The 16,125-nt window shown below is 43.9% G+C and carries 16 protein-coding genes; 9 read left to right on the plus strand and 7 right to left on the minus strand.

What is annotated here, in order from left to right:
• Positions 1 to 323: 323 nt before the first annotated feature.
• The 3 genes from L4C35_RS11275 to L4C35_RS11285 all read right to left on the minus strand — a co-directional run bounded on the left by L4C35_RS11275 (position 324) and on the right by L4C35_RS11285 (position 4,000).
• On the minus strand, positions 324 to 1,793 hold the full coding sequence (locus tag L4C35_RS11275) for an MATE family efflux transporter (RefSeq protein ID WP_428462954.1): 1,470 nt from the start codon (positions 1,791 to 1,793) through the stop codon (positions 324 to 326).
• A 126-nt stretch (positions 1,794 to 1,919) separates the two neighbouring features.
• Positions 1,920 to 2,336 (minus strand): CBS domain-containing protein, encoded by a 417-nt coding sequence (locus L4C35_RS11280; RefSeq protein ID WP_428462955.1) that lies wholly within the window; start codon positions 2,334 to 2,336, stop codon positions 1,920 to 1,922.
• Between the two features lie 350 nt (positions 2,337 to 2,686).
• The gene (locus L4C35_RS11285; protein WP_428462956.1) at positions 2,687 to 4,000 is read right to left on the minus strand and encodes a DUF945 family protein; all 1,314 of its coding nucleotides are present in this window, start codon (positions 3,998 to 4,000) and stop codon (positions 2,687 to 2,689) included.
• Between the two features lie 175 nt (positions 4,001 to 4,175).
• Between L4C35_RS11285 and L4C35_RS11290 the strand changes: the two genes are divergently transcribed.
• The 8 genes from L4C35_RS11290 (at position 4,176) to gspS2 (ending at position 10,582) form a co-directional block, all read left to right on the plus strand.
• Entirely contained in the window at positions 4,176 to 6,137 is a 1,962-nt protein-coding gene (locus tag L4C35_RS11290) for an ATP-binding protein (protein WP_428462957.1), read from the plus strand.
• A gap of 16 nt (positions 6,138 to 6,153) precedes the next feature.
• A complete protein-coding gene (locus L4C35_RS11295; RefSeq protein WP_428462958.1) occupies positions 6,154 to 6,654 on the plus strand; it encodes a response regulator in 501 nt (166 codons plus the stop codon).
• 79 nt (positions 6,655 to 6,733) lie between these two features.
• Positions 6,734 to 7,741, plus strand: coding sequence for a 2-hydroxyacid dehydrogenase (locus L4C35_RS11300; protein ID WP_428462959.1), 1,008 nt, complete (start codon positions 6,734 to 6,736; stop codon positions 7,739 to 7,741).
• Positions 7,742 to 7,941: 200 nt separating this feature from the next.
• A complete protein-coding gene (locus L4C35_RS11305; RefSeq protein WP_428462960.1) occupies positions 7,942 to 8,493 on the plus strand; it encodes a hypothetical protein in 552 nt (183 codons plus the stop codon).
• A 229-nt stretch (positions 8,494 to 8,722) separates the two neighbouring features.
• Positions 8,723 to 9,268, plus strand: coding sequence for a septation protein A (locus L4C35_RS11310; protein ID WP_428462961.1), 546 nt, complete (start codon positions 8,723 to 8,725; stop codon positions 9,266 to 9,268).
• Between the two features lie 13 nt (positions 9,269 to 9,281).
• Entirely contained in the window at positions 9,282 to 9,680 is a 399-nt protein-coding gene (gene yciA, locus L4C35_RS11315; RefSeq protein ID WP_428462962.1) for an acyl-CoA thioester hydrolase YciA, read from the plus strand.
• Positions 9,681 to 9,820: 140 nt separating this feature from the next.
• Positions 9,821 to 10,120, plus strand: coding sequence for a YciI family protein (locus tag L4C35_RS11320; RefSeq protein WP_428462963.1), 300 nt, complete (start codon positions 9,821 to 9,823; stop codon positions 10,118 to 10,120).
• Positions 10,121 to 10,192: 72 nt separating this feature from the next.
• Positions 10,193 to 10,582 (plus strand): type II secretion system pilot lipoprotein GspS-beta, encoded by a 390-nt coding sequence (gene gspS2 / locus L4C35_RS11325; protein WP_428462964.1) that lies wholly within the window; start codon positions 10,193 to 10,195, stop codon positions 10,580 to 10,582.
• A gap of 98 nt (positions 10,583 to 10,680) precedes the next feature.
• On the opposite strand, the gene L4C35_RS11330 is transcribed toward gspS2, so the two are convergent.
• The 4 genes from L4C35_RS11330 to L4C35_RS11345 all read right to left on the minus strand — a co-directional run bounded on the left by L4C35_RS11330 (position 10,681) and on the right by L4C35_RS11345 (position 14,286).
• Positions 10,681 to 11,616, minus strand: a complete 936-nt coding sequence (locus tag L4C35_RS11330; RefSeq protein ID WP_428462965.1) for a class I SAM-dependent methyltransferase — start codon at positions 11,614 to 11,616, stop codon at positions 10,681 to 10,683.
• Positions 11,617 to 11,668: 52 nt separating this feature from the next.
• A complete protein-coding gene (locus tag L4C35_RS11335) occupies positions 11,669 to 11,875 on the minus strand; it encodes a hypothetical protein (RefSeq protein WP_428462966.1) in 207 nt (68 codons plus the stop codon).
• Between the two features lie 196 nt (positions 11,876 to 12,071).
• The gene (locus L4C35_RS11340; protein WP_428462967.1) at positions 12,072 to 12,776 is read right to left on the minus strand and encodes a TIGR01621 family pseudouridine synthase; all 705 of its coding nucleotides are present in this window, start codon (positions 12,774 to 12,776) and stop codon (positions 12,072 to 12,074) included.
• A 175-nt stretch (positions 12,777 to 12,951) separates the two neighbouring features.
• A complete protein-coding gene (locus tag L4C35_RS11345; RefSeq protein ID WP_428462968.1) occupies positions 12,952 to 14,286 on the minus strand; it encodes a sodium-dependent transporter in 1,335 nt (444 codons plus the stop codon).
• 370 nt (positions 14,287 to 14,656) lie between these two features.
• On the opposite strand from L4C35_RS11345, the gene cls reads away from it, so the two are divergent.
• The gene (cls, locus tag L4C35_RS11350; protein WP_428462969.1) at positions 14,657 to 16,114 is read left to right on the plus strand and encodes a cardiolipin synthase; all 1,458 of its coding nucleotides are present in this window, start codon (positions 14,657 to 14,659) and stop codon (positions 16,112 to 16,114) included.
• Positions 16,115 to 16,125 lie beyond the last annotated feature (11 nt).

The raw sequence follows: 16,125 nt of genomic DNA on the forward strand, positions 1-16,125 counted from the left end.
CCGAATTAGATCAATAAATGAGTGAAACGAAACAAATATTTCAGCCTATAAGCGTAAGCTAACTCGCTGAAGAGTAAGTTCAAATTGGCAAAAACAGCCAAAAACAGCAACCCAGATCACAAAATCATCGTTAGCGTGATTTACATCACCTTTTCCGAGTCAATTTATCATACAAATCAACTAAAGACTGTAACTCCAGTCGTTTCCTAAACAGGCCGCAGGGATAAAAAGATGATAAATGTACAAAGAAAAGAATAAGTAAAAAAGGGAGAATAAATGATGCCTTTCTTATGGTAGAAAGGCATCGATGTAAGGCTATAACGTTACTTCACAGGCTGTTCTTGCTCATCCACAATGGACTCTTCCAAGACGTTTTCCTGCCCCATATAAGTACGGGAAGAGCAAAATGGCGTAATAGGAACGCTAGGCTCGAGTACTTCAACTTCTTGCTGTTTCTGTTCGTGCTCGTAAGCCATTATTTTGACCTGGCGAATAACCAAACCAAAGCCCAACACACCAAACAGTACCGAACCTACGGCCTGACCGATCAATACGCCACCCGCACCGGCCATTTCGCCACCGAGGTACACAAATGGGATAGTGCCTATTGTTGCTTTACCCATATTCAGCGCAGTAGACCACGTAGGGCGGTTCAAGTTATTGAACGCAGCATTGGCAACAAACAACGCGCCATTAAAAATAAAGGTCACAGCAACGAAAGTACAGAAGATGCCAATCATGTATGCCGCATCCCCTTGCAAGCTAAAGATGCTAACTAATACGTCTTGTCCTAACCACAGTAGAATCGATACCAGCACACAGTAAACAGAAGTAAACAGCAGCGCATCTCTTAAAGTACGCGTAATACGATCCCAGCGTTCTGCACCAAAGTTTTGCCCTATGATAGGACCAACGGCACCCGATAATGAAAACACCAAAGCAAAACTGACCGGCATAATACGACCAATTACCGCGTAGCCCGCAACAAAGCTTTCGCCAAATTGCGCAATATGACTCGTCACAAAAGCGTTACCTATTGGGGTTGCGGTATTGGTTAAAATAGCGGGAAAGGCGATGGCAGAGACTCCTGCCAAGGAGGTTTTAAATGAAGATAGGTTCGGTCTTGCAACCAAATCATGCTTGTAAATAATTGCATGAAGCGAGAATACCAATACAGCGAATCGCGCAAACACAGACGCAATCGCAGCCCCTTCAATACCCATCGATAAGCCAAAGATAAAGATAGGGTCTAAAACCGCATTCACACCGCCCCCAATCAAGGTGGCAACCATAGAGCGACGAGCATCACCTACCCCTCGCAATGCAGCCCCTGCCGCCATCGAAATGGCAATCATAGGCGCACTGGGCAGCAATATGACTAAATACGATGTCGCAGCTTCGGCCACTTTTCCCTTGGCACCTATCATGTCAAGTAGTTGTGGCAACTGCCAGAGCATCAAAATCACTAATACACAGCTAATAATGAACGCAAACATCATGACGTTAATAGTCAGATCGCGCGCTTTATCACGCTGCTTTGCACCTAAGGCACGAGAAACTAATGCGCCCATCGCAATCGAGGTACCAATCGATGCAGAGGTCGAAAAGAAAACCAGTGTCCCCGCAAAACCAATTGCAGCAGCAAGCTCAATCTCACCCAACATACTGATAAATAGCATATCGACCAAATCGACAAGAAACAGTGCCATCAATCCAATAGCACCGGTTCCTGACATCACGGCGATATGTCGCATGGGTGAACCCGTAACAAATTTTGCTTGCTGCTCGCTCATTAAATTACCTTTATTAGTACCAATCTAGATTGGTATGACGTCCTTTTCTCAAAAAAGACAAACCACGCTAACGACAAAAAAGGCGCACAGTGCGCCTTTTTCGTTCTTTTTAATTATTGAGCGAAATCATACTGGATGCTGAAAACAAGCGCCAATTTGATTACTGATTGCAGTTAGAACATCACGTCGAGTGATCACTCCCACCAATTGACCGCTTTCAACCACAGGGTAAATTTTGGGTTTTTGGCCCGACATAATATCCGCTAATTCGATAATTGAACTTTCAGGAGACACTGTAAGTACATCTTCTCGCATACACTCACCTACGGTGTGTGTATCCTGACAGTGATAACCGACCTTGATCAGCTTCTGAATCATATCTTGCTCTGATAAGAAACCAACAACCTGACGGTTAGCATCAACAACCGGACCACCAATTTGTTTTGCCGTTAACAACTTATCAAGTGCCGCAGACAGCGACTGACTTGGATCAAAAGTCACCGGGCGCATATTCATATAGTCTTTAACTTTTAACGATTCCATGCATCCCCCTAAATCTTCTTATTGTGCAGAGAAGTGTGTCAGAAAAGTGATGCGAAGAATCAACGATTGCTGTCTTGCATCTGACTGGCTATCCAAACACGTTACGCGAACATGCTGTTTAACCTTTATGTGTTAATTGTCGTCTATTTATCTGAAATTACTAAATACAAATAATGTATTTCATCAATAGGCAAAAACTATCAAGGAAAGTATCGCAATAAAAAAACGCGTTACCTATTGCTAGATAACGCGTTCTTTAAATCGCTTTTTTACTTTTTAAGTCAACTCGTTAAATCAATAGTTACACAAAAAACAGTACCAAAGTCAGTCCTAATGCGTTTAATACGCAATTACATAAATAGCATAAATAACATGCCTAACGGCAGTTGGTCACCATTGGCGAGAATCACTTTATCGCCTTCAACCTGCATGTTTAATACATACTTATCTTCCAAGCGCTCTACGATTTCGGCTTGTTCCATCATAGTCGCTCGCTCTAACAAGGCTGGATCCATTTCAACAAGCTCTTTCGGTAATTCAAGCGCAATGTTGCCCGTTAGTTTTTCAGCCATTTTATCGACATTTTGCGAAGCACGCGCTAACCCAGGCGATACAACAAAACGTACTTGGCTACGAATATCTCCCATCGGTGTTGTCAGGCTTAAATCATCCATGGCGAGCGTTAGCCCTTTAGCCACCAGCAGATCTAGCGCTAATAAGGCTTCTTTTTGCTGCTCTGGGCTCATTTGATCATTAATTTCATCACTCATATCGCCTAGGCGCGTAATCGCAGGGTAATCCAACCCAATGAAAGACAGAGCAAAGTTGAAATTGTTGTAATCTTTTCCATCAATTGAAACAATTTTCTCTATGGTCACCTTATTTTCATTGGTTAGGCGTGCATTTTCATCTGCTGCTGCATCTTTAGTTGGCTCTGTCAGCACATTACTCATCGCCACTGACATATTAGTTAGACTCACCGCCTTATCGTTATTACTGTCGATGAATTTAACGGAACCTAGCTGCGCGCTTTGACTGCCTAGCCAAAACTGACCATCCATCACACCTTTACCATCGCCAGATAAGTTACTCATCGCCATGGTTTCATTGGCGGTTGTCGTCACCGAAAACTGTGGAAGATGGTAATGAAATTCCCCCGCCCCTTTCGCATCAACAACACCATCAAAGATAAAGGGTTCACTAGAGACTGATGAACCAAAATCATCTTTATAAGCAACTGGGTTAACCACCACTTTAAACTCAGTACGGCGTGTTAGCGATGTCTCTGTTTGGAATGTAATGGGCGCAACACCTTCACCCCACGCTTGTGCCGCCACTTTTTGTAGCCCTTCATCCAGCTCAAATTGGCTTTCTGACGTCATACCAAGGAAGCCATGTTTGATCTTGTGCGAGACATGCCAAACAGAGGGTAAGCCTTCTTCTTCAAACAGCGCTTTAAATTCGTCTTTTACTTCAATACGAGATACCGCTTCGGAACCGAGATAACCACGGTCATAGCTTTCGTTGCTGATTTTGACGTAAGGGTTCTCATACTTGCCAACGGTATCTAAATAAATACGTTCGCCAACTTGACCCACAGCAATCGGCCAACACACCGCCACCGCAATAGCACCACCAATTGCCCCAATTTTCTTGAGCGTCATAAATATCCCTGATCGAAAAAAATAAACTAAGGCTAGTGTATTACAAAGCGATGCATACCTCTATGAATCCTCTATGGATCAACAAGTAATCCACTCAAATTGTTGTCAGCCTCTCAGACCTTATTGCTCATTTAACATACACTGCCAATAGAATTCACCTCAGAAGGATCCCACCGTGAATAGCTTTGTCATTTTGTGTCTTGATGATGAGCCTGATATTGTCGAACGACTGCGGCAAGATCTCAGCTCGTTTAGCAATCTGTTTGATATTATTGGTGCAGATTGCATTGAAGATGCCAATGACACGCTGACCTTTATTGAACAACAAGGTCAACAAGCTGCGATGGTGATCTGTGACAACGATTTAGGGGCCGATAACGGGGTTGATTTTTTAGTGCAACTCGATAATCACCCTGTCACCAAGCGCGCCCGCACCGTGTTACTCAACGACAAGCCGCAAATTGATGTCATTATGCAAGCCGTTAACGAAGGTCGGCTCAATTACTGCTTAACGAAACCGTGGCAACGTGACGAGTTACACCGTGTACTCACCAAAGAGCTCACTACCTATATCCTTAAACACCCTGACGAAGACTGGCTCAAATACAGCCAGCAACTTGACCATCGCCGTATCTTAAAAGCCCATATTGATCGACAAATGTCGCGCTTTCGGTCAGGCTTTATTCGTCATGGTGATCACCTTGATGATGCAACACTGGCCAGCCAAGTTACCGATGCCTTGCACAGTTTCTTCCAAGGGAATGATGAACATAAAGCGTGCCGCACTTACAGTGAAGGCCACGTGCTGACCCATGAAGGTGAAGCGAATAATTTCTTATGGTTCATTACCCGAGGAGAAGTTGCCTTATATAAAAAAGACGAAGACGATTTTAAACACGAGGTGGTTCGAGTTGGATCTGGCAACCTGATCGGAGGTATGTCTTTTGTGACTGGCGAGGCTTCTTTTTCAACCGGTATTACGCTGTGTCAAACCGATGTGATTAAGCTAGATAGGCAACTGTTTACCAAGGTAATGAATTCCCAAAGCGAGTTGCTCCCACTTTTTACAAACCTTCTACTGCGCAACTTTAACCGCCGCTTGCAAGGCAGCATCAAAACCGAAATGCGATTACAGCAAACCCTTAAATCACTTGATGAAGCCTATCAAGAGTTAATCGACAAAGAAAAAATGGCGATGCTTGGCCAGTTAGTTGCAGGGGTTGCACACGAGCTAAACAACCCCGTTTCTGCCATTTTGCGCGGCAGCGACACCTTAAAAGAAACCATCTGCAAACTCACCGAATCACAGCTAAGCCACGATAACCAAATGCAGGGGAATGTCATTTTACAGCGAGCGATGCAATCTCGCCCACTGTCTACATCGGAGACAAGACAGCGGGCAAAACAACTAGAAAGCACACTTGGTGATAGGCAAACCGCCCGCAAAGCCGTTCTAATGGGGCTTGATGATGCCGATAGCGTTGAACAATGGTTACTCCCGCAAAAGCATCAACTCAAAACCGTTATCGATGAATGGGAACACTACTATCAGATGGGGAACTTCCTACGCTCCATCAATGTTTGTGCTCATCGCATTGCAGACTTAGTCAAAAGCCTGAAAAGCTACGCCCGTCAAGATGATGAAACCACTCATGACGTTGATTTACATGAAGGGTTGGAAGATACCTTAGTGATCTTTGAAAACCGATTAAAGCGTCATAAGATCACCAAGGAGTATGCTGAACTGCCACCTATACGCTGTCAGCCTATTGCATTACAACAAGTCTGGACTAACTTAATTGCTAACGCGTTAGATGCCGTTCCTGAGCCAGGTGAAATTCGTATCACCACCCAGTTCACGCCCAATAGCCATCAGCAAAGTATCGATATTATCGTCGAAGATAATGGCAAAGGCATTCCGCTTGAACAGCAAGAAAAAGTCTTTGAGCTTAACTACACCACTAAGCGCGAGGGCAATTTTGGTCTTGGAATTGGCTTATCGGTATGCCAGCAAATCATTCACCAACATAATGGGGCTATTCGTATCGAATCTGAGTTAGACCGCTTTACCAGAATGATTGTGACTTTACCTGTACACAGCAACACCAACCACAGCCAAGATCAAACAAGGCAATGACATAAGGAAGAGCGCTATGAACAAGTATATGATTTTATGTGTTGATGATGAGCGCGAAGTGCTCGATAGCGTCTTGCACGACCTCGAGCCATTAAGCGAGCACTTTATTTTAGAAGCGGCGGAATCGGTAGATGAAGCCAAAGAAGTCTTAGCTGATGCTATCGCCGATCATATTCCACTGGCATTGATTTTGTGTGATCACATCATGCCTGGGGAAACTGGTATCCATTTTTTAATTGAATTAAAGCAACAAGATGAAACAAAATCTGCCCGTAAAGTGCTATTAACCGGGCAAGCTGGGTTAGAAGAAACTGTGCAAGCCGTTAACAATGCCAGCTTAGATTATTATGTGGCGAAACCTTGGGATGGTGAAAATTTAAGAACCGTCGTAATTGAACAATTAACCAGCTATATGATTGATAATGAAAAAGAATTAATGCCATGGGCGCGTATATTAAATACAGCAAAAATCATGCAAGCAATGAGTGATCGTCGCCTTTCTTTGTCTGACGGCTAATTATCATACAAAGCCTTGCGATTGAACTAAGAAGTGTTATCTTTATCACAAAATCTAAGTTCTCCGAAAAGGTGACGCTATGAAAGTTGCAGTCTTTAGCACAAAAAAATACGACCAAAAGTCCTTTGAGTTGATTAATCAAGATTATCAACTTGAGCTTTCTTATTTTGAATTCCGTTTAACCGAGCAAACGGCCCGTATGGCCCAAGGCTTTAATGCGGTATGTGCCTTTGTGAATGACGACTTATCACAACCTGTGCTAGCACAACTGGCTAAAGCAGGTGTTCGCCTTATTGCTATGCGCTGCGCTGGCTTTGATAAAGTCGATTTAGCCGCTGCAAAAGCACTCAATATCCAAGTAGTTAGAGTGCCTGCATACTCACCAGAAGCCATTGCCGAACACACCATCGGCCTAATGCTTAGCCTAAATCGCCGCATCCATCGCGCTTATCAACGTACTCGCGATGCCAACTTTTCCCTTGAAGGCCTAACAGGGTTTAACTTTAACGGCAAAACCGTGGGGGTAATTGGTACTGGTCGCATCGGTATTGCAACTATGCGTATTTTAAAAGGACTCGGCATGAATATTTTGGCCTATGATCCTTTTGAAAACCCAGCAGCAATAGCACTAGGTGCAACCTACACCAGTCTTGATGATATTTACCAACAAGCGCATGTGATCACCCTGCACTGCCCAATGACAGATGACAATTACCATATGCTAAACGCCCAGGCATTTGAAAAAATGCAAGATGGCGTCATGATAATCAATACCAGCCGTGGCGGCTTACTCAACTCCAAAGATGCCATCGAGGCGCTAAAAAGCAGCCGTATTGGTTCATTAGGCATTGATGTATATGAAAATGAACAAGATTTGTTTTTCCAAGACAAATCTAACGATGTCATTAAAGACGATGTATTCCGTCGTTTATCCTCGTGTCATAACGTGCTATTTACTGGCCATCAAGCTTTTTTAACGGATGAAGCACTAGGCAATATTGCCGATACAAGCTTATACAGCATCCGACAATTTGCCATGGGTGAAACCTCGGGCAATGAGCTCATCACCAAGGCTGAATCCTGCTAATCATAGGTGTAAAGCAGCATAATACTTGGCAGGTGAATAAGCACAGACTGTGGCAAAGTTCACATCAACAGGCTTAATTCGGTGGTTATTTAACCACCGCATTATCATTTTGATGAACAAGTTAATGCAAAACCTATGATTGGTATTACTTGTACTTTAGAATACTGGGAATTCTATTTTACAGCCTTTGGAATCCTTTCATGCGCAAAACACTTATTGCAGCAGGTCTTGTTCTAGCAACAATGTCTGCGGCACATGCTGAAACACCAGCAACCAACACAATGAGCAACTTCAGCTACGATTACGCAGAAGCGCGTATTGGTATTGATCCATTGACTTACGGTGGCGGCTTTAGCATGTCAATTCACCCTAACGCGCATATCACAGGTAGTATTGATACACGCTTCAAAGGCGATTGGGATGCAAACGTTGGTGTTGGCTTCCATGCTCCAGTGAACAACTGGGCAGATATTACAGGTGAAATCAAAGCCCTGAATGTTAAAAATGATCGCTACAACAGCGCTGGTGGCAAGATGGGTGTTGAAGTGAACTTAGGTGTTCGCCAATGGCTTGGTCCACAGTTTGAGGTTGGCGGCAAAATCGGCCACACAACGATTAGCGATGATGATAAAGTCATTGGTTCAATTACTGGTCGCTTCCATGCAACTGAGCTGTTTTCTATCGGTGCAGAAGGCAAGTTCAACGGCCTTTACGGTGATCAAATTATCCTAACGACACGTTTCAAACTGTAATCCGTTTGTACGAACGCGTCAGCATAAAACGGTAGCCACGCGCTGCCGTTTTTTATACCCATTAAATATCATCTTTACGCTTCATCAATATTTCCCCACTGAACAAGCCTTGCTGTAAAACAAAAAGCAAACACACACAGCTATAAACACTCACAGCCAGTTACTCTGCCTTTTATTCTCGGTTTAGGTATACTAGCCAGACATATTTGTCAGTAAGGCTCACCGCCACATGAAACAACTACTCGATTTTATCCCGCTTATTGTCTTTTTTGTATTGTATAAAACCCATGATATTTTTGTCGCTACGGGCGCTTTGATCATCGCGACAGCCATTCAAATTGCACTAACATGGTTTTTGTACAAAAAAGTCGAAAAGATGCAGCTGATCACCTTTGCTATGGTTGCTGTTTTCGGTAGTTTGACGCTGTTCTTGCACGACGAAAATTTCATAAAATGGAAAGTCACCATTGTCTATGCACTCTTTGCGATTGGCCTAGCTGTTAGCCAGCTAATGGGTAAGCCCGCAATTAAAAGCATGTTAGGCAAAGAACTTACCCTACCCGACACGGTTTGGGGCAAAATCAACCTTGCTTGGGTGGCTTTCTTTTCAACTTGTGCAATAGTAAATGTTTACGTTGCATTCACTTTACCGCTCGATGTTTGGGTAAACTTTAAAGTATTCGGCTTGCTTGTACTGACGTTACTCTTTACCCTTGCCACTGGCGGATATATCTATCACCATATGCCGAAAGAAAACGGTTCAGACAAGCAGTAACTCGGAATCAACAATGAGCACAGAAAACAACATCCCTCGCGGACAACTTCTTCTCCGCACCCTTGCAATGCCAGCAGACACCAACGCTAATGGCGATATTTTTGGTGGCTGGATCATGTCTCAGCTCGATTTAGCTGGTGCGATTTTAGCAAAAGAAATCTCAGGTGGCCGTGTAGTAACGGTTTCTGTCGAGAGCATCGCATTTAAAGCCCCCGTTAGTGTGGGTGACGTTGTTTGCTGTTATGGTGAATGTAAGCGTATAGGCAACACATCAATGAGTGTTGGCCTTGAAGTTTGGGTTAAGCCTGTCGCGCATGAAGCCATTGGTGACCGCTACCAAGTTTGTGAAGCAACATTTAATTACGTTGCGATTAATAGCGAAGGTCGACCGCGACCAGTTAAAAAAGCCTAATCAAAAAAAGCCTCACTTCATCGTTGAGGCTTTTTTTATTGAGCTAGCAGTTCGCTCTCAAGAAACATTGCTGACCTTGCCCTGCAAAGATACAATCAGATGATAAATGAACGCCCCACCCACTAAAAAGGAATATAACAATGTGGTATGTAATCTTCTCTCAAGATGTTGAAAACAGCCTAGAGCGCCGTTTAAGTGTACGCGAAAAACACCTTGCGCGTTTAACAGACCTACAAGAACAAGGTCGATTACTGGTCGCAGGACCGAACCCTGCCATCGACAGCGAAAACCCAGGTGAAGCTGGCTTTACAGGATCAACCGTGATTGCTGAATTCAACTCATTAGACGAAGCAAAACAATGGGCAGATGCGGATCCGTACATTGAAGCGGGCGTTTACCAAAACGTGATCGTTAAACCTTTCAAGAAAGTGCTGCCTTAGTTTTTGATAAATTTAAATGCTGAGTTGACACGCTAACTTAGTTAAGCCACTAACATTAAGAAAGCCTTAATTATGCTGAAGAAAATATTAGCTCTCGCTGCATTTTTAGCCCTGAGCGGGTGTGCATCTAGCGAAGATGATACTGCGATAGCCTTAGCAAAAAGCCGAGCAGCGACCATAAATGCGAAAGCGCCTTACGACAAGATTGATGAGTACAAAATCATGAAGGCGCAAGCACAAAATAAGACAGTGGTTATTACGGTACTTTATGGTGGTGGTGGCAAAATGGCTCCTTCGCAGACCATTAAAGCAGCTGCTGCCAACTATTGTAGTAGCGAAGAACTGACGCCACTGTTTGATGCCGGTGTCAGCTACAACATCAAAATCATGGATATGCGGGGACGCACCATGGTTGAGCAATCGGTTTATGGTGATTACTGCAAACAATTGGCGCAGCAATAGCGTAAAACCTTATATTTCGTCTCAAATAGCAAACGGCCGCGAATATCACCATTCACGGCCGTTTTTATTTAATACGAAAGACCTGAAACCCGTTATTGTTAACGACGAAAAACTAAAGCTTTTAAGCCACCTTCAGGATCGATGTCTTTAAATTCAGGCGGATTTTCTAAACGCTCAACAAACTGTAATTCAGGGGCTTCTTGCGCCATACCATCGATTAAGAACTGAGAATTAATGGATGGATCGTTCACACATGCCAGCACTTGACCGTTCTCGACCAGTAACTCAGGTAAGCGACGTAAGATTTTGGCGTAATCCTTGGTTAACGCAAAACTGCCCTTTTGAAATGAAGGCGGATCGATAATGATCAAATCATAAGCGCCCATCTTGCGCACTTTTCCCCACGACTTAAACAACTCATGACCTAAGAAGCTCACTTTTGATAAATCGTGCTTGTTCAGATGGTGGTTATCACGACCACGGCTCAACGCAGCCTTTGCCATGTCAAGGTTTACAACATGCTCGGCGCCACCCGCTATCGCAGCAATAGAAAAGCCACAAGTATACGCAAATAAGTTAAGTACTCGCTTACCTTCGGCGTGTTCTTGTACCCACTTGCGACCATAACGCATGTCTAAAAATAAACCATTATTTTGCTTACGCCCTAGGTCCAATTTATACGTTAGACCATTTTCAACTACATCTTGGTATTCACGTAATTCACCCCAAATCACTTCGGTTGGTAAACCATCGCGATCACGGTGCTGAAGCAGTAAAGCGTTTGCACCACACTGCTGCCATTGCGGTGTCGTTAATAAGCGCTGTAATAATGCGTGTAACGCTGCTAAAAATTCAGGAGATGGCTCTTTAAATAAAGAGACCAAAACCTGATCTTGTAACGAATCAACCGTGATTTGCTCTAATCCCTGCCAGCAGCGACCACGGCCATGAAACAAACGACGCACTTCAGATGGTGGAGTCGATAATGCATTAAGGAGGTGTTGTTCTAATTGAGTAAGTGCGTTTATATCCATCTTGCCAGTCGATTGTTCAGATAAAGGCGCTATTCTAATCACCTAAGCGTGTTCAAGCCACTAGCTTTTGTTGTTCTTCTTCAATACGGGAGCTGGCGAGTACAGCATACTCTGCGGTGATACGAACTTGACGATGGCGTTTAAGGCGGGTTTTCATGGTATGACGGTTACGACGGAGCGAGGCTAAATCCCAAAAGCGGGTTTTATTTTTCTTTTTCTTGATTCGCATACGTAGCGAGACGGAACGGGTCAGGCGCATTCTATTCCTCGGTCTAGGTCATTTCCTAGACCGATATTATAGGAGACTCTTATTAAGATAGCATTTGCGTTTGAACAAGTTAGCAGCAGTTAAACCAAGTTATTTTTTGATTTAACTAAAACTGTTGAGAAACGAGTAAATAAATCAGCACTTGCTCACACCACCAATGCAATTCTAAGGTAATCACTGCATAATGTTAACGCTGACAGGCTTTTTGTAAGCTAACCGGTAATGCTGGCCAATCTAGCGTCCAAGGTGATTGCCAATCCACTAATGCCGCTTTTATTTCCTCACTGTGCCAAAGATCACCCTGAACAGGTGGGCACGTAAACCTCAATATCTCACCTTTATACGGGAATGCCAACGAGTAAGCATGCAGATAACCACGATCGGCATCTTCACAACCATAAATCGCATCTCCCGTAATGCCCGCACCAACACTACGTAACGCGACACGGATCTGGTGGGTCTTGCCTGTATAAGGCTTACATAAAAAGAACCGACGACCATGGCCTGCCGCGGTTGAAAAAAACTGAGTCACCGCAGGGTTTTCTTTGGTACTTTCCAATTTCCAGCTACTGCGGCGAGAACGGCTCATATCACCAACAACGACACCCTGCTTTTTCTTTGGCTTCTTAGTACCTATCGCGATGTAAAACTTCTCTACTACTCGGTTGGCAAAGTTAGCCGACAGCACAGCTGCCGCCGCTTTATTGCGCCCTAATAACAGCAGGCCCGATGTCATCTTATCTAACCGATGGATCAAATAAAGTTGCTCATCACCTGTTTGTTCAGCAACAGCCGCTAATAGAGGCTGATCATTATCATCTTTATGCACACTCACTTCTGGGTGTTTATTGATAATAAGAAAGTCAGGGTGTTGATGAACCAGTGTAAACATACTGCGGCCTTAGGAGGAAAGAGTGTTAAATGGCATGAACGCGGCATGCACATAATAGAAAGCGGAGTATATACCCAAGTCACTATAAAATGCAGGTTTCCGTTTAGCGCTTCATACAAAAAGAAAACCACTCAATTCAAATTGAGTGGTTTTCTTTTTTAATCGATTCCGCAGTCTAAGCAAAGAATACAAATAGCATCAGTAGTGGGCAAACCACGCGGACATACCAAGGCCAGATCTTCCAAAACACCCCTTGCTCTAACTCAGGGTAACCTTGCTTAATCTCTTGTAGTGCTTGATCGCGCTTCCATACCCAGCCAACAAGTAACGCAAAGACCATACCTAATATAGGTTGTGCATATTCAGTGGTGAGTGAGATAACTAAACCAAACATATCACCGAAGTTAAACACTATGATGGCAGAGAAAATAGTAATGACACCACCTATCCACCACACTGCGACTTTTCGATCTTGTTGGAGCTCTTCCGTAGCGCAGGCAACAGGTACTTCTAGCATTGAAATAGAAGATGTTAGAGCCGCGATAACCATAAGAATAAAAAACAGAATACCAACTAATAAGCCAGCAGCCCCCATGGTTTCAAACATGGCTGGTAACACACTAAATACCAAGGTATCTGATGACAGCAAGGCACCTGCTTCATTATAAATCTCAACACCGTTGTTGGCGGCAACAAACATCGCAGGCAAAATCAACAAACCCGCAACAAAAGCCACAGAGGTATCAAGTAAAGCGACTTGTGCGGCTACTTTAGGTAGGTTGACATCTTTTTTAATGTAAGAGCCATACACCATCATTGAGCAAACACCCAAAGACAACGAGAAGAAAGCTTGCCCCATGGCACTAACAACGAGATCGGCACTAAAGTGTGAAAAATCTGGGATCAAGTACATTTTAAGGCCGTTTATCGCACCCTCTTGAGTGAGAATGTAACCAACCATAAGTATAAAGAGTATCAATAAAACAGGCATTAAACGCGTTGACCAACGTTCGATACCCTCTGCGACCCCATTTCGTACTACCATGATGGTGAGCACCATGAAGACAACCATCAAGATCAGGTTACGTGCGGTACCAAAAGACTCCAACCATTGCGCAGCCGCAACCATCCCCAATGTTTCTAGAATAGGCCCCATAAGAGACCCCAACAACCAACCTGCAACAATGGCATAAAAACTAAGGATCATAGATACAGCGATCATACCCGCAATACCTAATCCTGTTGCCACCTTCTTTTGTGCAGGCCAGATAGAACGCAATGATTTAATAGGATTAGCACTGCCATAGCGACCAATGGTTAATTCGGCAACCAATAGCGGGTATGCCAACGCAAAAACCATCAATAAATAAACAATTAAAAAGACAGCACCACCATTGCTTGCTGCTTGAGTTGGAAATCCCCAAATGTTTCCCAACCCAACAGCAGAACCCGCTGCTGCTAAAATAAAACCAATTCTGGAGCTAAACTGCGCTCTTGATTGACTTGCCATACGCCTTCCCTGTCGTGTTAGTTTCTAATTAGAATTACGTCATGTAAAATATTTTTTACAATATGGACAATCTCATTGTCGCTACGTTACTAGTTAGTAAACCAGTTATCGAATACAATGTGAAGCGCACTTTTCAACATTTTGAAACTTAGCACTAACCATATTCACAATAACTGCATAAATCGCCAATTTTATTAGCACAGTCACCATTCAATCACATCGCAAAGTTTCTCACTGACATTTCCTACTGCTCTGCATCATAGTTACACTTTAATCGTTGCCTAGTGCCGAGTTCGATGACTTAACACTATGTTTTCGTGACAAAACGATGCAAAATAAGCTCAAAGTTTTACAATTATAAGTCGGTAGAATGGAACAGTTTTATCAAATCTTAGTTTGGCTGAGCGTATTTTTATACTGGCTACTCATTGCCGGTATTACTATCCGTGTCGTCTTTAAACGCCGCGTGGTCGGCGTGTCGCTTGCTTGGCTAATGATTATCTACATCATTCCTGTTGGTGGGATCATCGCTTACCTCTTATTTGGTGAGCTCAACCTAGGGAAAAAGCGCGCTAAACGCGCTCTCGATATGTTTAGCCCCTACGCTGACTGGTTCCAACGCTTAAATGATTGCCCTGAACACCAACCGCAACTAATGAGCCAATACGCACGACCAATTTGTGACTTGTGCGAAAATCGTTTAGGTATACCAAGCTTAGTTGGCAACAGTTTGTCACTACAAGATTCACCGCAAACAATTCTGCGGTCGATTATCGATGACATTAAACAAGCGCAACTCTCCATTCATCTCGAGTTCTACATCTGGCACCCAGGTGGTTTAGCAGATGAAGTCGGTGTTGCGCTTATCGATGCAGCCAAAAGAGGGCTACGCGTTAAGCTGCTATTAGATTCCGCTGGCAGTATGCGTTTTTTCCGCTCACATTGGCCTAGGTTGATGCGTCATGCAGGCATAGAAGTGACAGAAGCCCTCGCTGTCACGCCTTTTCGGATGTTCCTTCGTCGATTAGATTTACGCCAACATCGCAAGATTGTGGTGATCGATAATGAGATTGCTTATACAGGCTCAATGAACTTAGTCGATCCAAGATTCTTTAAAACCGATGCAGGTGTGGGTGAATGGGTTGACGTGATGGTACGCCTAACGGGGCCAACGGTAACGGTACTTAACAGCATTCAGGCATGGGACTGGGAGGTTGAAACAGGTACTCGCGACTTACCCCCTATGCCCAACTGCAGTATCAAGCAACCGAACGAGCATTCAGATACCGTACAAGTGATCCCTTCAGGCCCTGGTATGCCTGACGAGATTATCCATCAAGTATTGCTACTCAGTATTTATCAAGCCCAAGAAAGTGTTGTGATCACCACGCCTTACTTCGTACCGAGTGAGAATCTACTGCACGCCCTGCGCGGTGCCGCACTACGGGGCATTAATGTCAGCTTAATTATTCCAGATAAAAACGACTCAACCATGGTTGAGTGGGCAAGCCGCTCATTTTTCGCTGAATTGCTCAGTGCAGGTGTAAAAATTTATCGATTCCATGGTGGGCTGCTGCATACTAAGTCCGTTGTTATCGACGATAATCACTGCTTGATCGGCACAGTTAACCTAGATATGCGCAGTTTATGGCTCAATTTTGAGGTAACCCTCGCCGTTGATAGTGCAGAGTTTACCCAGCAGCTCAGTTGGCTACAGCAAGAATATATCAAAGATTCAACCTTGGTCGATCGGCGAGAATGGGAAAAACGCTCAGTCCAACACAAGCTTGCAGAGCAGTTTTTCTATATGTTCAGCCCGCTGCTTTAAGCTCTTACCCA

The organism is Photobacterium kagoshimensis (assembly GCF_050337045.1).
GTDB classification, from domain to species: domain Bacteria; phylum Pseudomonadota; class Gammaproteobacteria; order Enterobacterales; family Vibrionaceae; genus Photobacterium; species Photobacterium kagoshimensis.

What these genes read in the sequence shown, in the direction of transcription:
- L4C35_RS11300 (WP_428462959.1), top strand. Translation starts at nt 6,734, where the DNA reads ATGAAAGTTGCAGTCTTTAGCACAAAAAAATACGACCAAAAGTCCTTT.
- cls (WP_428462969.1), top strand. Translation starts at nt 14,657, where the DNA reads ATGGAACAGTTTTATCAAATCTTAGTTTGGCTGAGCGTATTTTTATAC.
- L4C35_RS11305 (WP_428462960.1), top strand. Translation starts at nt 7,942, where the DNA reads ATGCGCAAAACACTTATTGCAGCAGGTCTTGTTCTAGCAACAATGTCT.
- yciA (WP_428462962.1), top strand. Translation starts at nt 9,282, where the DNA reads ATGAGCACAGAAAACAACATCCCTCGCGGACAACTTCTTCTCCGCACC.
- L4C35_RS11335 (WP_428462966.1), bottom strand. Translation starts at nt 11,875, where the DNA reads ATGCGCCTGACCCGTTCCGTCTCGCTACGTATGCGAATCAAGAAAAAG.
- L4C35_RS11320 (WP_428462963.1), top strand. Translation starts at nt 9,821, where the DNA reads ATGTGGTATGTAATCTTCTCTCAAGATGTTGAAAACAGCCTAGAGCGC.
- L4C35_RS11295 (WP_428462958.1), top strand. Translation starts at nt 6,154, where the DNA reads ATGAACAAGTATATGATTTTATGTGTTGATGATGAGCGCGAAGTGCTC.
- L4C35_RS11340 (WP_428462967.1), bottom strand. Translation starts at nt 12,776, where the DNA reads ATGTTTACACTGGTTCATCAACACCCTGACTTTCTTATTATCAATAAA.
- L4C35_RS11345 (WP_428462968.1), bottom strand. Translation starts at nt 14,286, where the DNA reads ATGGCAAGTCAATCAAGAGCGCAGTTTAGCTCCAGAATTGGTTTTATT.
- L4C35_RS11330 (WP_428462965.1), bottom strand. Translation starts at nt 11,616, where the DNA reads ATGGATATAAACGCACTTACTCAATTAGAACAACACCTCCTTAATGCA.
- L4C35_RS11280 (WP_428462955.1), bottom strand. Translation starts at nt 2,336, where the DNA reads ATGGAATCGTTAAAAGTTAAAGACTATATGAATATGCGCCCGGTGACT.
- L4C35_RS11285 (WP_428462956.1), bottom strand. Translation starts at nt 4,000, where the DNA reads ATGACGCTCAAGAAAATTGGGGCAATTGGTGGTGCTATTGCGGTGGCG.
- gspS2 (WP_428462964.1), top strand. Translation starts at nt 10,193, where the DNA reads ATGCTGAAGAAAATATTAGCTCTCGCTGCATTTTTAGCCCTGAGCGGG.
- L4C35_RS11310 (WP_428462961.1), top strand. Translation starts at nt 8,723, where the DNA reads ATGAAACAACTACTCGATTTTATCCCGCTTATTGTCTTTTTTGTATTG.
- L4C35_RS11275 (WP_428462954.1), bottom strand. Translation starts at nt 1,793, where the DNA reads ATGAGCGAGCAGCAAGCAAAATTTGTTACGGGTTCACCCATGCGACAT.